This window comes from Mesorhizobium sp. M1328, assembly GCF_040318075.1.
GTDB lineage: Bacteria > Pseudomonadota > Alphaproteobacteria > Rhizobiales > Rhizobiaceae > Mesorhizobium.
The window spans coordinates 257080-275847 of record NZ_JAMYLO010000002.1 but is presented as its reverse complement, the minus strand read 5'-3'; the positions used below and the strand labels follow the sequence as shown (position 1 = coordinate 275847).

14 protein-coding genes and 1 tRNA gene are annotated in these 18768 nt (G+C 63.7%); 9 read left to right on the top strand and 6 right to left on the bottom strand.

Translation table 11 applies throughout. The features are described 5' to 3' along the window. Positions 1 to 34: 34 nt before the first annotated feature. Positions 35 to 4765: a glutamate synthase large subunit gene (gltB, locus tag NKH23_RS05890; RefSeq protein WP_352713543.1), complete on the bottom strand. Its 4731-nt coding sequence runs from the start codon at positions 4763 to 4765 to the stop codon at positions 35 to 37. Positions 4766 to 5241: 476 nt separating this feature from the next. On the opposite strand from gltB, the gene NKH23_RS05885 reads away from it, so the two are divergent. Next, on the top strand, positions 5242 to 6294 hold the full coding sequence (locus NKH23_RS05885; RefSeq protein WP_352713545.1) for a threonine aldolase family protein: 1053 nt from the start codon (positions 5242 to 5244) through the stop codon (positions 6292 to 6294). A gap of 94 nt (positions 6295 to 6388) precedes the next feature. Here NKH23_RS05885 and NKH23_RS05880 read toward each other — a convergent pair whose 3' ends face one another. Further along, complete coding sequence (locus tag NKH23_RS05880) at positions 6389 to 6853, bottom strand: Hsp20 family protein (RefSeq protein WP_023675381.1); 465 nt, start codon at positions 6851 to 6853, stop codon at positions 6389 to 6391. A gap of 471 nt (positions 6854 to 7324) precedes the next feature. On the opposite strand from NKH23_RS05880, the gene NKH23_RS05875 reads away from it, so the two are divergent. Both NKH23_RS05875 and NKH23_RS05870 read left to right on the top strand, forming a co-directional pair. Further along, on the top strand, positions 7325 to 8299 hold the full coding sequence (locus NKH23_RS05875) for an alpha/beta fold hydrolase (protein WP_352910741.1): 975 nt from the start codon (positions 7325 to 7327) through the stop codon (positions 8297 to 8299). 138 nt (positions 8300 to 8437) lie between these two features. Continuing rightward, positions 8438 to 8893: a styrene oxide isomerase gene (locus tag NKH23_RS05870; protein WP_352910738.1), complete on the top strand. Its 456-nt coding sequence runs from the start codon at positions 8438 to 8440 to the stop codon at positions 8891 to 8893. Positions 8894 to 8953: 60 nt separating this feature from the next. On the opposite strand, the gene hisN is transcribed toward NKH23_RS05870, so the two are convergent. Both hisN and NKH23_RS05860 read right to left on the bottom strand, forming a co-directional pair. Then, positions 8954 to 9727, bottom strand: coding sequence for a histidinol-phosphatase (gene hisN, locus NKH23_RS05865; RefSeq protein WP_352910735.1), 774 nt, complete (start codon positions 9725 to 9727; stop codon positions 8954 to 8956). Positions 9728 to 10075: 348 nt separating this feature from the next. After that, entirely contained in the window at positions 10076 to 11017 is a 942-nt protein-coding gene (locus tag NKH23_RS05860) for an N-formylglutamate amidohydrolase (protein WP_353015127.1), read from the bottom strand. A 153-nt stretch (positions 11018 to 11170) separates the two neighbouring features. Here NKH23_RS05860 and cpdR point away from each other — a divergent pair, with 153 nt between their 5' ends. Continuing rightward, positions 11171 to 11533 (top strand): cell cycle two-component system response regulator CpdR, encoded by a 363-nt coding sequence (gene cpdR, locus NKH23_RS05855; RefSeq protein ID WP_006199474.1) that lies wholly within the window; start codon positions 11171 to 11173, stop codon positions 11531 to 11533. Between the two features lie 104 nt (positions 11534 to 11637). Beyond that, a tRNA-Val gene (locus NKH23_RS05850) sits at positions 11638 to 11712 on the top strand. 92 nt (positions 11713 to 11804) lie between these two features. Here the strand turns inward: NKH23_RS05850 and fcl are convergent. Then, positions 11805 to 12767, bottom strand: a complete 963-nt coding sequence (fcl, locus tag NKH23_RS05845; protein ID WP_353034347.1) for a GDP-L-fucose synthase — start codon at positions 12765 to 12767, stop codon at positions 11805 to 11807. A 162-nt stretch (positions 12768 to 12929) separates the two neighbouring features. After that, positions 12930 to 14084, bottom strand: a complete 1155-nt coding sequence (locus NKH23_RS05840; protein WP_352713558.1) for a dihydrodipicolinate synthase family protein — start codon at positions 14082 to 14084, stop codon at positions 12930 to 12932. Positions 14085 to 14326: 242 nt separating this feature from the next. On the opposite strand from NKH23_RS05840, the gene NKH23_RS05835 reads away from it, so the two are divergent. The 4 genes from NKH23_RS05835 to NKH23_RS05820 are packed head-to-tail and all read left to right on the top strand — an operon-like array spanning position 14327 to position 18762. Continuing rightward, positions 14327 to 15382, top strand: coding sequence for a LacI family DNA-binding transcriptional regulator (locus NKH23_RS05835; RefSeq protein WP_352465863.1), 1056 nt, complete (start codon positions 14327 to 14329; stop codon positions 15380 to 15382). After that, on the top strand, positions 15379 to 16395 hold the full coding sequence (locus NKH23_RS05830) for a Gfo/Idh/MocA family protein (protein ID WP_352713561.1): 1017 nt from the start codon (positions 15379 to 15381) through the stop codon (positions 16393 to 16395). The genes NKH23_RS05835 and NKH23_RS05830 overlap by 4 nt, the downstream gene beginning before the upstream one ends. Continuing rightward, positions 16392 to 17993 (top strand): acyl CoA:acetate/3-ketoacid CoA transferase, encoded by a 1602-nt coding sequence (locus tag NKH23_RS05825; RefSeq protein ID WP_352713564.1) that lies wholly within the window; start codon positions 16392 to 16394, stop codon positions 17991 to 17993. Before NKH23_RS05830 ends, NKH23_RS05825 begins: the two co-directional genes overlap by 4 nt. Beyond that, entirely contained in the window at positions 17986 to 18762 is a 777-nt protein-coding gene (locus tag NKH23_RS05820) for an enoyl-CoA hydratase/isomerase family protein (protein ID WP_352713567.1), read from the top strand. Before NKH23_RS05825 ends, NKH23_RS05820 begins: the two co-directional genes overlap by 8 nt. Positions 18763 to 18768: the final 6 nt, after the last annotated feature.

Genomic DNA, 18768 nt, shown 5'->3' with positions numbered 1-18768 from the left:
GCCGGGACGCATGGCCTCCCGGCAATTTCCAAATCTATTCCGCCGCCACGTTCATGCGCATCCGTTCCATCTCGATCAGCGCGCGGCGGTACTCGACCGGCATGATCTTCCGGAATTTCGGCCGGAAAGTTGTCCAGTCGTCGAGGATTTCGCGACCTCGTACCGAGCCAGTGTAGTGGACGTGGTTGGAGATCAGCTGGTAGAGCCGCTCCTCGTCGTGGCTGGTCATATCGCCGGATACGTCGACACGGCCCTTGTGGTCGAGATCGCCGCCATGGTGGAGCAGCTTTTCCATAAGGTCGTCCTCTTCCGGAACCGGCTCCAGCTCGACCATCGCCATGTTGCAGCGCTCGGCGAAATCGCCCGCCTCGTCGAGCACATAGGCGACGCCGCCCGACATGCCGGCGGCGAAGTTGCGGCCGGTCTGGCCGATGACGACGACGATACCGCCGGTCATGTATTCGCAACCATGGTCGCCGACGCCTTCAACGACGGCGGCGACACCCGAATTGCGCACGGCAAAACGCTCGCCGGCGACGCCGCAGAAATAGGCCTCGCCCTCGGTTGCGCCGTAGAGCACGGTATTGCCGACAATAATGGACTCGGCAGCAACGATTTTCGTGTTCTCCGGCGGGCGAATGACGATGCGGCCGCCCGACAGGCCCTTGCCGACATAGTCGTTGGCAGCGCCCACCAGTTCGAACGAGACGCCGCGCGCCAGGAAGGCGCCAAAGGACTGGCCGGCCGTGCCGGTGAGCTTCACCGAGATCGTGTCCTCGCGCAGGCCCTTGTGCTTGAAGCGCTTTGCCACCTCGCCCGACAGCATGGCGCCCGTCGAACGGTCGACGTTGCGGATCGGCAGTTCGATACTGACCGGCTGCCTGGCTTCGAGCGCCGGCTTTGCCAGTTCGATCAGCTTGCGGTCGAGCACGTCGTCGATCGGATGCTTCTGCCGCTCGGTCCAGTGCACCGCCTCGTGCGGCGCATCAGGCTTGTAGAACATCTTGCTGAAGTCGAGCCCGCGCGCCTTCCAGTGCTGGATCAGCTCGCGCTTTTCCAGAAGGTCGGTGTCGCCGATGATCTGGTCGAGATGGGTATGGCCCATCTCGGCAAGCAGCGCCCGCACCTCTTCCGCCACATAGAAGAAGAAGTTGATGACGTGCTCGGGCGTGCCCTTGAAGCGCTTGCGCAGCACCGGGTCCTGTGTCGCGACGCCGACCGGGCAGGTGTTGAGATGGCACTTGCGCATCATGATGCAGCCGGCCGCGATCAACGGCGCGGTCGAGAAGCCGAACTCGTCGGCGCCGAGCAGTGCGCCGATGATGACGTCACGCCCGGTGCGCAGGCCGCCATCGACCTGCAGCGCGACGCGCGACCTGAGACCGTTGAGCACCAGCGTCTGGTGCGTCTCGGCAAGGCCCATCTCCCACGGGCTGCCGGCATGCTTGAGCGAGGTCAGCGGCGAGGCGCCGGTGCCGCCGTCATAGCCTGATATGGTGATGTGGTCGGCACGCGCCTTGGCAACGCCGGCCGCAACTGTGCCGACGCCGACTTCCGAGACCAGCTTGACCGATACATCGGCCGCCGGATTGACGTTCTTCAGATCGTAGATGAGCTGCGCCAGATCCTCGATCGAATAGATGTCATGATGCGGCGGCGGCGAGATCAGGCCGACGCCCGGCGTCGAATGCCTGACCTTGGCTATGGTCGCATCGACCTTGTGGCCCGGCAGCTGGCCGCCCTCGCCGGGCTTCGCCCCTTGCGCGACCTTGATCTGCATCATGTCGGAATTGACCAGATATTCCGCCGTGACGCCAAAGCGGCCCGAAGCGACCTGCTTGATCGCCGAGCGTTCGGGGTTCTTCCCGCCGCCCGGCAGTGGCAGATAGCGGTCGGCCTCTTCGCCGCCCTCGCCGGTGTTCGACTTGCCGCCGATGGCGTTCATGGCGCGCGCCAGTGTCGTGTGCGCTTCCCTTGAGATCGAGCCGAAGGACATCGCCCCGGTCGAGAAGCGCTTGACGATATCGGCGGCCGGCATCACCTCGTCGAGCTTGACCTTCTTGCGCCCGGTCTCTTGCGCCAGCCTGATCTTGAACAGGCCGCGAATGGTCTGCGCCTGTGCCGTCTCGCTGTCGATCTGGGCGGAATAGTCCTTGAACGTTTCCCACGAGCCTTGGCGCACGGCGTGCTGCAAGGTCGCCACTGCGTCGGGCGACCAGATGTGGGCCTCGCCGCGCATGCGGAACATGTATTCGCCGCCGACCTCGAGGCTGTTGCGCAGCACCGGGTCGTTGCCGAAGCCGTCGGTGTGGCGGCTGACCGTTTCGGCGGCGATCTCGTCCAGCCCGACGCCTTCGATCAGCGTCGCCGTGCCGGTGAAGTACTTCTGCACGAAGTCCGACTTCAGCCCGATGGCATCAAAGATCTGCGCACCGCAATAGGACTGGTAGGTGGAGATGCCCATCTTGGACATCACCTTGAGGATGCCCTTGCCGATTGACTTGATGTAGCGGGAGACGACCTCGTAGGCATCGACCTCCGCCGGCAATTCGCCACGCTTGTGCATATCGAGCAGCGTGTCGAAAGCGAGATAGGGATTGATCGCCTCGGCGCCGTAGCCGGCGAGACAGCAGAAATGATGCACCTCGCGCGGCTCGCCGGATTCCACGACGAGCCCAACCGAGGTGCGCAATCCCTTCCGGATCAAATGATGATGCACGGCCGCCGTTGCCAGCAGCGCCGGAATGGCGATGCGGTCCGGCCCGAGCTGACGGTCCGACAGGATGATGATGTTGTAGCCGCCGGCGACCGCCGCCTCGGCGCGCTCGCACAGCCGGTCGATGGCGCCCAGCATGCCGGCCGCGCCTTCATTCGAAGCATAGGTGATGTCGATCGTCTTGGTGTCGAAACGGTCCTCGGTGTGACCGACCGAGCGCAGCTTCTCCAGATCGCCATTGGTCAGGATCGGCTGGCGCACTTCGAGCCGCTTGCGGCGCGAAGTGCCGACAAGATCAAAGATGTTGGGCCGCGGCCCGATGAAGGAGACGAGGCTCATCACCAGTTCCTCGCGAATCGGGTCGATCGGCGGGTTGGTGACCTGTGCGAAGTTCTGCTTGAAATAGGTGTAGAGCAGCTTCGATCTGTCCGACATTGCCGATATCGGCGTGTCGGTGCCCATCGAGCCGACCGCCTCCTGCCCGGTGGTCGCCATCGGCGACATCAACAGCTTGGTGTCTTCCTGGGTGTAGCCGAACGCCTGCTGGCGGTCGAGCAGTGAGACATCCCTGCGCAGGGCGCGCGGCTCGACCGGGTTCAGATCCTCGAGGATGAGCTGGGTGTTGGCGAGCCAGCTCTTGTACGGGTGCCTGGTCGCAATCTCCGACTTGATCTCCTCGTCGGAAACGATGCGGCCCTTGTCCAGGTCGATCAGCAGCATGCGGCCGGGCTGCAGCCGCCACTTCTTGACGATCCTTTCCTCTGGCACCGGCAGCACGCCGGCTTCCGAGGCCATAATGACGCGGTCGTCGTCGGTGACGATGTAGCGCGCCGGCCGCAGCCCATTGCGATCGAGCGTGGCGCCGATCTGGCGGCCGTCGGTGAAGGCAACCGCCGCCGGCCCGTCCCACGGCTCCATCAGGGCTGCGTGATACTCGTAGAAGGCCTTGCGGTCCTGACCCATCAGCTTGTTGCCGGCCCAGGCTTCCGGGATCAGCATCATCATGGCATGGGCGAGCGAATAGCCGCCCTGCGTCAAGAATTCGAGCGCATTGTCGAAGCAGGCGGTGTCCGACTGCCCTTCATAGGAGATCGGCCATAGCTTCGAGATGTCGTTGCCGAACAGTTCGGAATCGACCGAGGCCTGCCGTGCCGCCATCCAGTTGACGTTGCCGCGCAGCGTGTTGATCTCGCCATTGTGGGCGACCATGCGGTAGGGATGCGCCAGCTTCCACGACGGGAACGTGTTGGTCGAGAAGCGCTGGTGGACCAGGATCAGCGCCGTCTCGAAACGCGGGTCGGTGAGGTCCTTGTAGTAGGCGCCGACCTGATAGGCCAGGAACATGCCCTTGTAGACGATGGTCCGCGACGACATCGAGACGACATAGAAGCCGTTGTCGACGCCTTTGGTCTCCTCGTGGATACGGCCGGAAATGACCTTGCGCAGGATGTAGAGCCGCCGCTCGTAATCGTCGTCGTTCTCGATCTCGGCGCCGCGGCCCAGGAACACCTGCCGGTGCACCGGCTCGGAAGCGGCGATGTCGGGCGCCTTGGACAGCGACGAATTATCGACCGGCACGTCGCGAAAACCGAGCAGCGGCTGGCCTTCGAGCTGCGCAACCTCGGCGATGATGCCTTCGATATGCGCCTGCAGCTCCGGGTCGCGCGGCATGAATACATGGCCGACGGCGTAGTGGCCAGGCTTCGGCAGTTCGACCCCTTGCTTGGCCATCTCCTCGCGGAAGAAACGGTCCGGCAGTTGCACCAGCACGCCGGCGCCGTCGCCCATCAGCGGATCGGCGCCGACGGCGCCGCGATGCGTCAGGTTTTCGAGCACGGCAAGGCCGTCCTCGACAATCTGGTGCGACTTTACGCCCTTCATGTTGACGATGAAGCCGACGCCGCAGGCATCATGCTCGTTGCGCGGATCGTAGAGGCCGTGCGCGGCATAGCCGGTGCTGGTTCGCCCAATATTGGTCAGGGACGGATTTTTGACGGCTGCCGCTTTCGTCTGCGCGGCCTTCGTCGCAGATGGCGTCATGTCCATCATCGTCCTGTCCTCCGTTCCGTCCCCTTCGGGCGCTGGTTTCCGTCGGGAAGCGCGTGGCTCCCCTTTCAATCTTGCGGCACGTCTTGCGAAATTCTTGCCGACCGTGCGGCTTTCCGCATGGTTCGCATATGGTATTCGTACAGGCCAGAGCCAGGCTGTCTAGCTATCGCTCGCGGCAATTGCCGCAGAGGCGCAATCATATGCCAATGCGGCCAGTTTTGTGCGACAAAATAAGACAGCACTACTGTCCTAAATTTTTATGACAGAAATTTTGGATGCACACAAGACCGATTCACAAAATTCTTGAAGCTTTCGCGACAGAAAATTGCGCGGAACGCGGTCACAGCGTAACCTTCCGTCGCTGCGTCTACGGTCAGGCTTTCGCTGGCTTTAGCGGATTTTCTGCATCTGCCACTTGCGGCCGGCGTGCGAAAGCGGCCAAGCTCGCACCGATTTTCCCCAGCATAGGCAGACGCATGATTTTCGCTTCCGACAATTGGGCAGGCGCCCATCCCCGTATCGCTGCCGGCCTCTCGGCCCATGCCGACGGCTTCTCCACCGCGTATGGCGACGGCTTCCTCGACAAGGCAGTTTACCAGCGCTTCAATGAAATCTTCGAATGCGAAGTCGCGGTGTTTTTCCTCGCCACCGGCACCGCTGCCAATTCGCTGTCGCTGACTGCCTATAACAAGCCAGGCGGCATTTCCTTCTGCCATCGCGAATCGCACGTCATCGAGGACGAATGCGGTGCACCGGAATATTTCACCGGCGGTTCGCGGCTTTATACAGTCGAAGGCGCACTCGGCAAGATCGATGCCGGCAATCTGGAACGTGCGGTGGACCGTTTCGCACCCGAAAACGTCCATTCCGGGCGGCCGATGGCGGTTTCGATCACGCAGTCGACCGAGGTTGGCACCGTCTACACGCTGAACGAAATCGCCAGGATTTCGGCGATCGCAAAGCAGCGGGGATTGCCGCTGCACATGGACGGGGCCCGCTTTGCCAATGCGCTCGTCGCGCTGGAAACGACGCCGGCCGAAATGACCTGGAAGCACGGTGTCGACATCCTCTCCTTCGGCGGCACCAAGAATGGCTGTTGGTGCGCCGAGGCGATCGTGCTGTTCGACCTCGAGCGAGCCAAGGAATTGGCCTTTTTGCGCAAGCGCGCGGCCCAGCTGTTCTCGAAATCGCGCTTCATCGCCGCGCAATTCGATGCCTATTTCAGGGGTGGGCTATGGCTCGACACGGCACGGCACGCCAATGCGATGGCGGCACGGCTTGCCGCGGCGATAGAAGATTCCCCTTCGGCCCGGCTGGCCTGGCTGCCGCAGGCGAACGAGGTCTTCGCGGTCATGAAAAAGGCCGACGCCGAAAGAATGCAAGCGGCAGGCGCGGCCTTCCACGACTGGCACAGGCCGCTCGGCTACGACGGCCATATTGGCGAGGACGAAGCGCTCTATCGCTTCGTCACCAGCTTCGCGACCACGGCCGACGAGGTCGACCGTTTCGGCTACCTGCTCGCCGGATAGCAAGCCTTGCCCACCAGCAAAAAAGAGCGGCGCATTGCTGCACCGCCCTTTCTTCCCGGGGAGTTGGCATCCCGGGAGAGTTTAGCTGCCTGGCTTAGGCGGCAGTCTTGGCCTCGATCTGCTTGGCCTTGGCCGGAGCCGAGGTGATCGCGATCTTGCGCGGCTTCAGCTCTTCGGGGATGTTGCGCTTGAGGTCGACGAAGAGCAGGCCGTTCTTCAGCGCGGCGCCGACAACCTCGACGTGATCGGCAAGCTGGAAGCGGCGCTCGAAGGCTCGGCTGGCGATACCGCGATAGAGCAGTTCGGAGCCTTCGCCATTGCCTTCCTCCTTGCGCTCACCCTTGACGGTCAGCACATTGCGGTGAGCTTCGATCGAAATCTCATCTTCCGAGAAGCCGGCCACAGCCATCGAGATGCGATAGGCATCCTCGCCCGTACGCTCGATGTTGTAAGGCGGGTACGTCTGGCCTTCCGGCTGCGCAAGCGAATCGAGCATGGTGAACAGCCGGTCAAAACCGACGGTCGAACGGTAGAGCGGGGAAAAATCAACGTGACGCATGGTGTGTTCTCCTGTTGAGCAACAAGGTTGCGTATGGCCGGTGCGAAACCCGTGACGGCGTTCCGGATGGGCCAGCGGCCCCGACATTGGCGGCCGCATGACAAATTTGGGAAGCGGACGACGGCATTTCAAGATTTCCCGCGTCCGAACGGGACCGGTCCCGGCCCACGTCCCGATGCCGATGAACGGCAGATGAACCGTGGCTTCGGCGAGCGTTCAGCCAGGCGGCATTAAAACTGTTCTCGAGATCACGAACAGGTCGCCGGAAAAGGCGACACGACGAGGCCGAACCGGGTGTAACGTCCCTTCCTCCCGGTCGACAGAGGCCGGAAGCACGCCCACGGCTGCTTCCGGCCTTTCTTGTTCGCTGCCTGGATCGACCTCCCCGACGTCCCGAATTCCTTTGCTTTTGGCGCATGGGCGTTTATGCCTGATTTGCGCCCGTCGGCACCGACACCAACCAAACACCGTATGACCGATCTTTTCCACCAGCCCCCTCTCTTCCACGAAACTCCGGGCAATCCGCTGCCGGAAAACGCGGCCGGCGGCTTCTTCACCACGCGCGACGGCAAGAAGATCCGCTATGGGCTGTTTGCCGCGGTTGCCCGCCCGATGAAGGGCACCGTCGTCGTCCTGACCGGCCGCAACGAGTGCATCGAGAAGTATTTCGAGACCATTCGCAACCTTGCCGACCGGGGCTTTGGCGTGGCAACCCTCGACTGGCGCGGCCAGGGCGCTTCCGACCGGCTGATCGGCGACCGACAGCGCGGCTTCGTCCGGAGCTTCTTCGACTACACCGGCGATCTGGAGCAGTTCTTCGAGGAGATCGTGCTGCCCGATTGCCGAGGGCCCTACTACATACTGGCCCACTCGGCCGGCGCGGTGATTGCGCTGCTCGCCGCGCCCGCAATGGCGAACCGCGTGCGCCGCATGGTGCTGATCGCACCGTTCTTCACCGTGCCGGACCTCCCGGTTTCGGTAAAAACCGTCCGCCGCATCTCTTCGCTGTTCTGCCTTCTCGGCCTTGGCCGGCTCTATGCCGCATGGGGGCCGCGGCCCAAGGAATCAGTGCCCTTCGCCATGAACAAGCTGACCAGCGATCCGGCGCGCTATCGGCGCAACACGCTGATCTACGAAACCTGTCCGCAGCTGGCGCTTGGCGGACCGACGATCCGCTGGCTGAAGGCGGCCACGGAGGCGTCCTTGATCGTCAGCAACCCGGATTTCATGGCCAAGATCCAGGTGCCCTTGCTGATGATCGCCGCCGGCGCCGACCAGGTCGTCTCGACCAGGGCAGTCGAGGCCTATGCGAGGCGTCTGCGCGTCGGCTCGCTAGTGATGATCGACGGCGCCCGCCATGAGATCCTGCAGGAAGCCGACCTCTATCGCGAGCAACTGCTTGCGGCATTCGATGCCTTCATCCCAGGAACCGGCGACGCTGTTTGACCGCTTCGCCGGCGCCCGGCAATAAAGCCTGCGCGGGTCGCTTGCCCGGCACAGCTCGCCCCCTTATTCCCGTTCAGGCATCGCGCGCTAGGTTGCTGCCAAAGAGGTTGGAGGTCATTCGCCGGGAGAAAAACGACCATGAACGCATCGAACACGCTGTCACGTCAGGGGCATCGGCTGCAGATTGGCGTCGCGCTGCTGCTGTTTTCGTCATTCGAGGGGTTTGCAATACCGTACCTCGCCGCACCGCGGCTCGGACTGTCCGCGCACACGCTCAGCGCCTTGGAGGGCGTTCTTTTGCTGGCGCTAGGCCTCACATGGTCTAGGCTCAATCTCGGCGCGGCGATGTCGCGGATTGCGTTCTGGCTCCTGATCTATTCGGCTTTGGCGATCCTGGCCGCCTACGTGATTGCCAGCGCCTGGGGGGCCGGCAACGAGACAATGCCGTTGGCCGCCGGAGCCGTCCACGGGAGCGCCTTTCAGGAAGCCGTGATCAAAGGCGTGGCGTATTCGTCCGCGCCGACCGGCCTCATCTCTTTCGTGCTCATTTTGTGGGGCCCGCGTCTCTCGGACGCTTGGCCTGCCGACTGCTAATTTAGAACCGCGGTTTCCGTCGGATTTGCGCAAAAACAGACGCTTGGGTGCACCGGATGCTCAGCCGCGCAGCGCCGTCATCGCCGCCGCGTGCAGCTCCGGTGTCGCCGCCGCCAGGATGTCGCCGCCGTTTTCCGCCGGTCCGCCCTCGAAAGTGGTGACGACGCCGCCTGCCTTCTCGATGATCGGAATCAGCGCCACGATGTCGTAGGGCTTCAATCCCGGATCGGCGACGATATCGACGCTGCCCGCCGCCACCATGGCGAAGGCATAGCAGTCGGTGCCGTAGCGGGCGAGCTGGACCTGCTTCTCGAACAGGTCGTAGCGTGAGCGCGCGTCTCCCTTGAACAGCGCCGGCGTGGTGGTGAACAGCGTCGCTTCGGCGAGATTTGTGGTCTTGCGCGTCGTGAGTTTTCGCGGGCCACCCGGACCTTCATAATGCGAGCCGGAAGCATTGGCGTAGAACAGCTCGCCGGTGAAGGGCTGCGACATCATGCCGGCGACGGCATCGCCGTCGACCGTCAGCCCGACCAGCGTGCCCCATACCGGCAGGCCGGAAATGAAGGCGCGCGTGCCGTCGATCGGATCGATCACCCAGACATGCCGGCTGGAGATGTTTTCGCTGCCATGCTCCTCGCCGAGGATGCCGTGATCGGGGTATTGCGCGCTGATCACCGCCCGGATGGCGCGCTCGGCTTCACGGTCGGCCTCGGTGACCGGGTCGAAGCTGCCGCGCTCCTTGTTGGTGACCGCGCCCTGATTGCGGAAGCGCGGCAAGGTCTCGGCTGCGGCGGCACGCGCAATGCGCCGCATGAACTCGATACTGATGTCCAACTGATTCTCCCGCTTCAGCATGTTTGAGATGCCGGTTTGCCTACGGATTTATGCCGAAACAAGGGCGTTTGTGCCGAAACAAAGGGCGTTCGGAGCCTTTTGCACGGTGCCAACTGTTGCTCGAATGCAACGCAGCCGTCATGGAAATGCAATTTCCACTTCACAGTGAATTAAAAAAGCCGGAACGCGCCTTGACATTTGTGCAGCGCACAATACGTTTGTTCTCGGACAGGGTTCCTGTCCATGCCCTCCTTGGGCGTTTCCTCCCTAGACTTCGACCGTGTCGTGCAAACGATGCGGTCTTTTTTTACGCTGCCCTCATGAGCCGCGAATGCCGCGATTCCGGCGCTATTCGGCGGCCAGCGGCAGATCCATGAAATTGTCATCGGGCATCGCCATCAGTTCGGCCGAAAACCGCGCCAGATCGTCGGCCAGGGCGTCGAAACCAGCTGATCTCTGGAACGTCCGCTCATTCATGTAGAGCCCGCGATTGACCTCGATCTGCAGCGCATGCAGATGGCGCACGGGGCGGCCATAGTGCTCGGTAATGAAGCCTCCGGCATAGGGCTTGTTGTGGGCGACGCTGTAGCCCATGCCGGTGAGCAGGCCGATCGCCGTCTCGGTCAACGCCGCCGCGGCGGAAATGCCGAAGCGGTCGCCGACGATGAAGTCCGGCCGCAATCCGCTGTCGCCGACCCTTATGCTTGCCGGCATCGAGTGGCAGTCAATCAGCACGGCGTAGCCGAAGCGCGCATGGGTTCTGGTCAAAAGCCGTTTCAGCGCCTCGTGATAGGGCTTGTAGACCGCTTCGATGCGCGCCACGGCTTCGGCCAGCGGCAAGCGGCCGGAATAGATGTCGAGCCCCTCGCCGACCAGCTTGGGCACGGTGCCGAGCCCGCCGGCCACCCGCGCCGAGCGGATGTTGCAGAATGACGGCACCGGTTCGGCGAACATGCGCGGGTCGAGTTCCCACGGCTCCCGGTTGACGTCGAGATAGGCGCGCGGGAAGTTTGCCGCCAGCATCGGCGCCCCGAGCGCGACGGCGCCGCCGAACAATTCCTCGACATAGCAGTCCTCGGAGCGGCGGATGGCGTTGCGGTCCAGCTTGGCCATCGCCATGAACCGGTCCGGATAGTAGCGGCCGCTATGCGGCGAGTTGAAGAGGAAGGGAACGCGCTGTTCGGCGCCCGATCGGATTTCGAAGGGTGGAACGACCGAAAAATCCTCGGCTGCCGTTTTCAATTTGAACGAACCCGGAAACACCAATGCATCATGATAGGAAAGTGCCACCTCGCCGCCCGCATGTCCAGCCGCCGAAGTGCCAGCCAAATCAGGATTGTGCGGCCAACGTTCACTTGATGTTTACCGTCACCTCCTCATATACAGCATGGTTAACGGGCTTGCCGCACGGCATTGTCGGTTGGGTGATTCGGACGGGACAAGATGGCACGCATTCTGCTGGCGGAAGACGACGACGACATGCGCCGGTTCCTCGTCAAGGCGCTGGAGCGCGCCGGTTATCAGGTCAGCGATTTCGACAATGGCGCCAGTGCCTATGAGCGGCTGCGCGAGGAGCCTTTTTCGCTGCTTTTGACCGACATCGTCATGCCCGAGATGGATGGCATCGAGCTCGCCCGTCGCGCCACCGAGATCGATCCTGACCTCAAGGTGATGTTCATCACCGGCTTTGCCGCCGTCGCGCTGAACCCCGATTCGAAAGCGCCGAAAGACGCCAAGGTGCTATCGAAGCCGTTCCACCTGCGCGACCTCGTCAACGAGGTCGAAAAGATGCTGCAGGCCGCCTGACGCGCTTTTTGTCGCCGCTTGACCGACGCGGCAAGCCAGCCATTCTTTCCCTTTTCCCGCTATTGACGTGCCGAACCAAAAATGGTGTATGCGCGGCTTCGGATGGGCGTGTAGCTCAGCGGGAGAGCACTGCATTGACATTGCAGGGGTCACAGGTTCAATCCCTGTCACGCCCACCATCCAGATAATCCCTCAATTGGCCGTCGGTGTTTTCATCGGCTGGCGTTCTCAGCCTCATCCAGTCCTGATGCCGAGCTCGCCAATACCGGCCTCAGGCCGCGCCGAGGCGCAGATCCCCGGTCTCGACGTGCTCCAGAAACCAGGCATAGGTCTGTTCCAATCCGCTGCGCAGCGAGTAGCGCGGGCGCCAGCCGGTGGCGAATAGGCGCGACACGTCCATCAGCTTGCGCGGCGTGCCGTCCGGCTTCGTCGCATCGAATGTGATCGCCGCATCGGCGCCGGCGACCGACACGATGGTGCAGGCAAGGTCGGCAATGGTGATGTCTTCCCCAGAGCCGACATTGATGTGGCTGTCGCCGGCATAATTCTTCAGCAGCCAGACCAGCGCGTCGGCGGCGTCGTCGACATGCAGGAATTCACGCATCGGCGTGCCCGAGCCCCACACCTCCAGGCTCTTGCGGCCGGCGCGCCTGGCCTCGTGCGCCTTGCGCATCAGGGCGGGCACGACATGGCTGGAATTGAGGTCGAAATTGTCGCCCGGACCGTAGAGATTGGTCGGCATCGCCGAGATGTAGTCGACGCCGTATTGGCGCCGATAGGCCTGGCACAGTTTCAGCCCGGCGATCTTGGCGATCGCATACCATTCGTTGGTAGGTTCGAGCGGGCCGGTCAGCAAGGCGTCCTCGGAGATCGGCTGCGCCGCGAATTTGGGATAGATGCAGGACGAGCCGAGAAACAGCAGCTTCTGCACCTCGTTGCGGAAGGCGCTGTCGATGACATTGTTCTGCATGACGAGATTGTCCTGCAGAAAATCGACGGGAAGCCTGTTGTTGGCCAGGATACCGCCGACCTTGGCCGCCGCCATCACCACTGTATCCGGCTTGCGGTCGGCCATCCAGCGCCGCACGCCGGCCTGGTCGAGAAGATCGAGCTCGGCGCGCGAGGCGGTCAGAACCTCGCAATCCTCGTCGGCCAATCGGCGCAGGATGGCCGAGCCGACCATGCCGCGATGTCCGGCCACGAAAACGCGCTTGCCCCGAAGGTCGAAGGTCATCAGCTTATCCCAATGCAGAACGGCAGCTTTGCCGGTTGGCCGGCAGAGCGCCGGATCGGCTTCTCTGTTGGACGCATACCGCATACAGATTTGCCCAGACAAGCCAAATCGCAAAGCCACCCGAAACCGGGCTTGCAGATTGGACGCTGCAATGTCTTGCGATCAGACGCCCGCTACCGCGCAGAGGCTTGTCATTCTGGCAATGGCAAGCTCCGGCTCGGCCAGCAATCCTGCCTGGTCGGCAAGGCGAAAGACATCGGCATAGTGACGTATGCCGCGCGCCGACTGCATGCCGCCGACCATCGAAAAATGGTCCTGATGGCCGTTCAGCCAGGCCATGAAGACAATGCCGGCCTTGTAGTATTCGGTCGGCGCCTCGAAGATCTTGCGCGACAGCGGCACTGTCGGCGCCATCAGCGCGTCATAGCCGGCGCGGTCGCCGTCGGCCAGCTTTGCCAGCGCCGCATTGGCGACCGGCGCGATGGTATCGAAAATGCCGAGCAGCGCGTGCGAATGTCTGTCGCCGTCGCCGGCGATCAGCTCGGGGTAGTTGAAGTCGTCGCCGGTGAACATCACCACGCCCTCGGGCAGCCGGTCCCTGAGCGCGATCTCCTTGCCGGCGTCGAGCAGCGATATCTTTATGCCTTCGACCTTGCCGGCATGGCGTTCGATGATCGCGATCACCGTCTCGAGCGCGGTTTCGAAATCGCTGCTGCCCCAGTAGCCTTTCAGCGCCGGGTCGAACATGTCACCCAGCCAGTGCAGGATGACCTTGCCGGATGCCTGGGACAGGATGCGGTCGTAGACGCTGACATAGTCGTCGGGGCTTTTGGCGATCGCCGCCAGCGCCCGGCTGGCCATCATGATCGCCTTGCCGCCAAGCCCTTCGATGAAGCCGAACTGCTCCTCATAGGCCGCGATGACATCGTCGAGCGTGCTCGCGGCCCCCGGCGCCAGATGGTCGGTGCCGGCGCCTGACGCGAGATCGGCGCCCTCGACGCTGCGCGCCTCGATAATGGAGCGGCGGATCAATTCCTTGGCATTTGCCCAGTCGAAACCCATGCCGCGCTGCGAGGTGTCCATCGCTTCGGCGACGCGAAAGCCGAGCCGCCAAAGGTGACGGCGAAACGCCATTGTCTTGTCCCAGTCGACCGCGGGCCTCGACCACGGATCGGTCATGGCGAGGGGATCGGCAACGACATGGGCGGCGGCGTAGGCGATGCGCGAGAACCGCGCGCCGGCCACAGGCTGCACCGGCTGGCCGACAAGCCGGTAGCGGATACGGCCGCCGCCTTCCCCGGGCAAGGTGATGTCCATGGCTCTCTCCTTCCCAGCGCCTATTAAATGGAACGTTCCAATAAATCAAGATACTTTGCCGCCCTTCGTCGCGCCGGTCAAATTGCTGCATCGCAGCAGGTGAAAGCCGTACTTGCTGGAGGATTGCGCCTATTGAGCCGCATTTTTCTCCGGTTCGAAAAAACGCGATTGACTCAAATGCGCCGCAGGGATTAGATCGTTCCAATAAATCGCACAAGAAACCACCGGGAGGACAGATCTGGATGGCCAGCCGGGCCAAGGCAACGATACTCGACATCGCCCGTGAGGCGGGCGTGTCCAAATCGACGGTATCGCTGGTGCTGCAAGGTAGCGGGCTGATCCGGCCTGAAACCGCGCTGAAGGTGCGCAAGGCGATCGAGGATGTCGGCTATGTCTACAACCGCGGCGCCGCCAATCTGCGCAAGGCCCATTCCAATGTCATCGGCATGGTCATCAACGATCTCACCAATCCGTTTTTCGCCGAACTGGCGGTCGGCATGGAGCGCGTCTTCCAGTCGGCCGGCGTCGTGCCCTTCATCGCCAATACCGCTGAAAACCCGGTGCGCCAGGAAGAGGTTTTGAAATCACTGATGGAGCAGGGTGTCGCCGGGCTCGTCGTGTCGCCGGCGCGCGGCACCACGCCTGGCGCGTTCCGCCGCCTTGAGACCGCGGGCGTTCCGGTCGTCTTCGTCATGCGCCGCCTTCCCGAAAGCCGCATCCCGGTGATCACACCCGACAATCATCGCGGCGCCTATCTCGCCACCGCCCATCTGATCGGTAAGGGCCACCGCCGGCTGGCCTTCTTCGGCGGCTCGTCCGACCTTGTCGTCTATCACGAGCGGCTGGGCGGCTTTCGCGAGGCCTGTGAAGCGCTCGGCATCGCACCGGCCGACAGGCTGGTCTTCGAGGGCGAAACCAGCCGCAAGGGCGGCATTGCCTGCCTGGAAACCGCGCTCGCCATGGCCGCGCCGCCGACTGCAGCCCTTTGCTTCAACGATGCGGTCGCCTTCGGCGTCTTGCTGGCGCTGCGCAAGCGCGGCCTGGAACCCGGCGCGGACTTTGCCGTCGTCGGCTTCGACGACGTGGCCGAGGCCGAGCACTATATGCCGGCGCTGACCAGCGTGTCGGTGAACACCGCCGGCCTCGGCGAGCGCGCCGCCCATGTCGTGCTGAAGATGATCCAATCGCGCACCACGCGCGCCGAGGATCATATCGGCGCCGTCAACCTCGTGGTCAGGGAAAGCTGCGGCCCCGATCGCAAGGAGCATGGCTGCGCAGGAATGGGAGACGCGGCATGACCGTCAGTTGGGGGCTGATCGGCGCCAGCACGATCGCAAGACAGTTCATGATCGGCGCCATCCGCGCGCAGCCGGACGGCGAAATCGCCGCAGTGATGAGCTCCAGCCCGGAGCGCGCCACCGCCTATGCCAGCGAAAACCGTATTCAGGCGGCGGTCTCGACGCTGGACGCCCTGCTCAAATCCGATATCGACGCCGTCTACATCTCGACCACCAACGAATTGCATCTCGAACAGGCACTCGCCGCCATCGAGGCGGGAAAGCATGTGCTGTGCGAAAAGCCGCTGGCGCTGACCAGCGCCGACGCGCGCAAGATGGTCGCCGCCGCCAGGGCCGCCGGCGTCGTGCTCGGCACCAACCACCATCTGCGCAATGCCGGCTCGCATCGGGCGATGCGCGAAGCGATCGCTGCCGGCCGCATCGGCAGGCCGATCGCTGCGCGCGTCTTCCACTCCGTCTATCTGCCGGAAAACCTGCAGGGCTGGCGCATCACCAGGCCGGACGCCGGCGGCGGCGTGGTGCTCGACATCACCGTGCACGATGCCGACACGCTGCGCTTCGTGCTCGGCGACGATCCGGTCGAGATCTCGGCATTCACGCAATCGGCCGGCATGGCCGCCGGCGGGCTGGAAGACGGCGCCATGTGCCTCTGGCGCTTCGGATCGGGGGTCATTGCCCAATCGCATGAGGGCTTCACCACCAAATTCGCCGGCACCGGCTTCGAGGTGCATGGCAGCGAAGGCTCGCTGATCGGCAAGGATGTGATGACGCAGAAGCCGGTCGGCTCGGTGTTGCTGCGAACGGCACAGGGCGAGGAGGAATTGAGCTTCGACCGCGAAGACCTCTATGCCCGTTCGCTGCGCCAATTCCACGCGGCGATACGTGGCGAGGGCCAGCCGTCCGCCACCGGCGAGGACGGCGTCTGGTCGTTGACCGCAGCCGAGGCGGCATTGCAATCGGCCAAGTCCGGCAAGGCCGTCGCCATCGACTCGAAGCTCGGGGGTGCTGCGTGAGCAAGCTCGTCTCCGCGGCTGAGGCCGCCGGCCTGATCAGGGATGGCATGGTCGTTTCCGTATCGTCGTCGAGCGGCCTCGGCTGCCCGGATGCAGTGCTTGCCGCCATCGGCGAGCGCTTCGACGCCGAAGGCCATCCCAAGGACATCACGACGCTGCACCCGATCGCCGCCGGTGACATGTACGGCATCAAGGGCATCGACCATCTAGCCAAGCCCGGCCTGTTGAAGCGCACTTTGTGCGGCTCCTATCCATCCGGGCCGTCATCTTCCGAGCCGCCGCAGATCTGGAAGATGATCGGCGACAATTCGGTCGCCGCCTATAACGTGCCGTCCGGCATCCTGTTCGACATGCATCGCGAGGCCGCCGCCAAGCGCCCCGGCGTGCTGACCAAGGTCGGGCTCGATACCTTTGCCGACCCGCGCCATCAGGGTTGCGCGATGAACGCGGCCGCCAGCGAGCCGATCGTTTCGGTGCAGCAGTTCGACGGCGAGGAGTGGCTCTATTTTCGCTCGATCGTGCCGCAGGTCGCGATCATCCGCGCCACCACGGCCGACGAGCGCGGCAACCTCACCTATGAGCATGAGGGTGCCTATCTCGGCGGCCTCGAACAGGCGCTCGCCGCCCGCAACAATGGCGGCATCGTCATCGCGCAGGTCAAGCGCGTCGTCGAGAACGGCACGCTGAAACCGCACGATGTGCGCGTGCCCGGCGTGCTGGTCGACCATATCGTGGTGGCGCCCGACCAGTTGCAGACGACGCTGACGCCCTACGATCCGGCCATCTCCGGCGAGATCTTCCGGCCGTTGTCGAGCTTCCGCAACGCCGAGATGAACGTCCAGAAGGTCATTGCGCGCCGCGTCGCCATGGAGCTTGCCGACGACATGGCGGTCAATATCGGCTTCGGCATCTCGGCCAATGTGCCGCGGATCCTGCTCGAGGAAGGCCAGCACGGCAAGGTCACCTGGGTCATCGAACAGGGCGCGGTCGGCGGCGTGCCGCTGCTCGACTTCAAGTTCGGCTGCTCGTCGAACGCCGACGCCTTCATGCCCTCGCCGCACCAGTTCATCTATTTCCAGGCCGGCGGCTTCGACGCCTCGCTGCTGTCCTTCCTGCAGATCGACCGCCATGGTTCTGTCAACGTGTCGAAGCTTTCGGCGCGGCCCCACGTCACCGCCGGCGCCGGCGGCTTCGTCGACATCACCGCGCGGGCGAAGAAGATCGTCTTTTCAGGTTTCTTCAATGCCGGCGCCAAGCTGTCGCTTGCTGATGGCGGCATCCGCATCGACCAGGAGGGCAAGGTCAAGAAAGTCGTCGGCGAGGTTGAGCATATCTCCTTCTCGGGCAAGCGTGCCGTCGCGCAGGGACAGGATATCACCTATGTCACCGAGCGCTGCGTGATGAAGCTGACGCCAGCAGGGCTGATGGTGACGGAGCTGGCGCCGGGCATCGACCTGGAGCGCGATGTGCTGGCGCAGGCCGAGATCCCGCTCGCCGTAGCCAACGATCTCAAAGTGACGCCGGATGCGCTCTACAGGGACCGGCCGATCGGCCTGTCGCTCAATGGCGGCGCCTCGCTTGGAGGCGCCCATGGCTGAGCGCCTCGTCACCTTTGAAACCGACGGCGCCATCGGCATTGTCACGCTGCGCCGGCCGGAGAAATTCAACGCCCTCGACATTCCGATGCTGCGGGCGCTGGAAGCAGCACTCGATGAGGCCGAGGCGGCGGACGGCGTCCGCGTCGTGCTGATCTGCGGCGAAGGCAAGGGCTTTTGCGCCGGCGGCGACGTCGAGGCATGGGCAGAAATGAGCGCCGCCGATTTCCAGGTGCAATGGGTTCGCTACGGCCACCGCGTCTTTGATCGGCTGGCGCGGCTGCGGCAGCCGACGATCGCCATTCTTGCCGGCCATGCGCTGGGTGGTGGGCTGGAACTGGCGGCGGCTTGCGACTTTCGCGTGGCGGAAACGCAGGTGAAGCTTGGGTTCCCGGAGACCTCGATCGGTGTCGTTCCCGGCTGGTCCGGCACACAGCGCGCCGTGCGCCGCTTCGGTGCGCAGGCGGTGCGGCGGATGGCGCTCGGCGGCGAGGTGTTTCTGGCGACCGAGGCTCTTGCTCTGGGGATTGTCGACCGGGTGGTCGAGACCGGTAAGGCGTTCGCCGAAGCCAAGGCCTGGGCCGGCAAGATCGCCGAGCGCGGGCCGCTCGCGACCGAAGCCGCCAAGCTGATGATTGCCATCGCCGAGGGCGAAGAGAGTGCTGCCGCGACCGAAGCGCTGGCCAGCGGCTTCATCGCGCTGACAAGCGATCTCAGGGCCGGCGTCGAGGCTTTCAAGGCCAAGCAGAAGCCGGCGTTCTCAAGATCTTAGGAACCT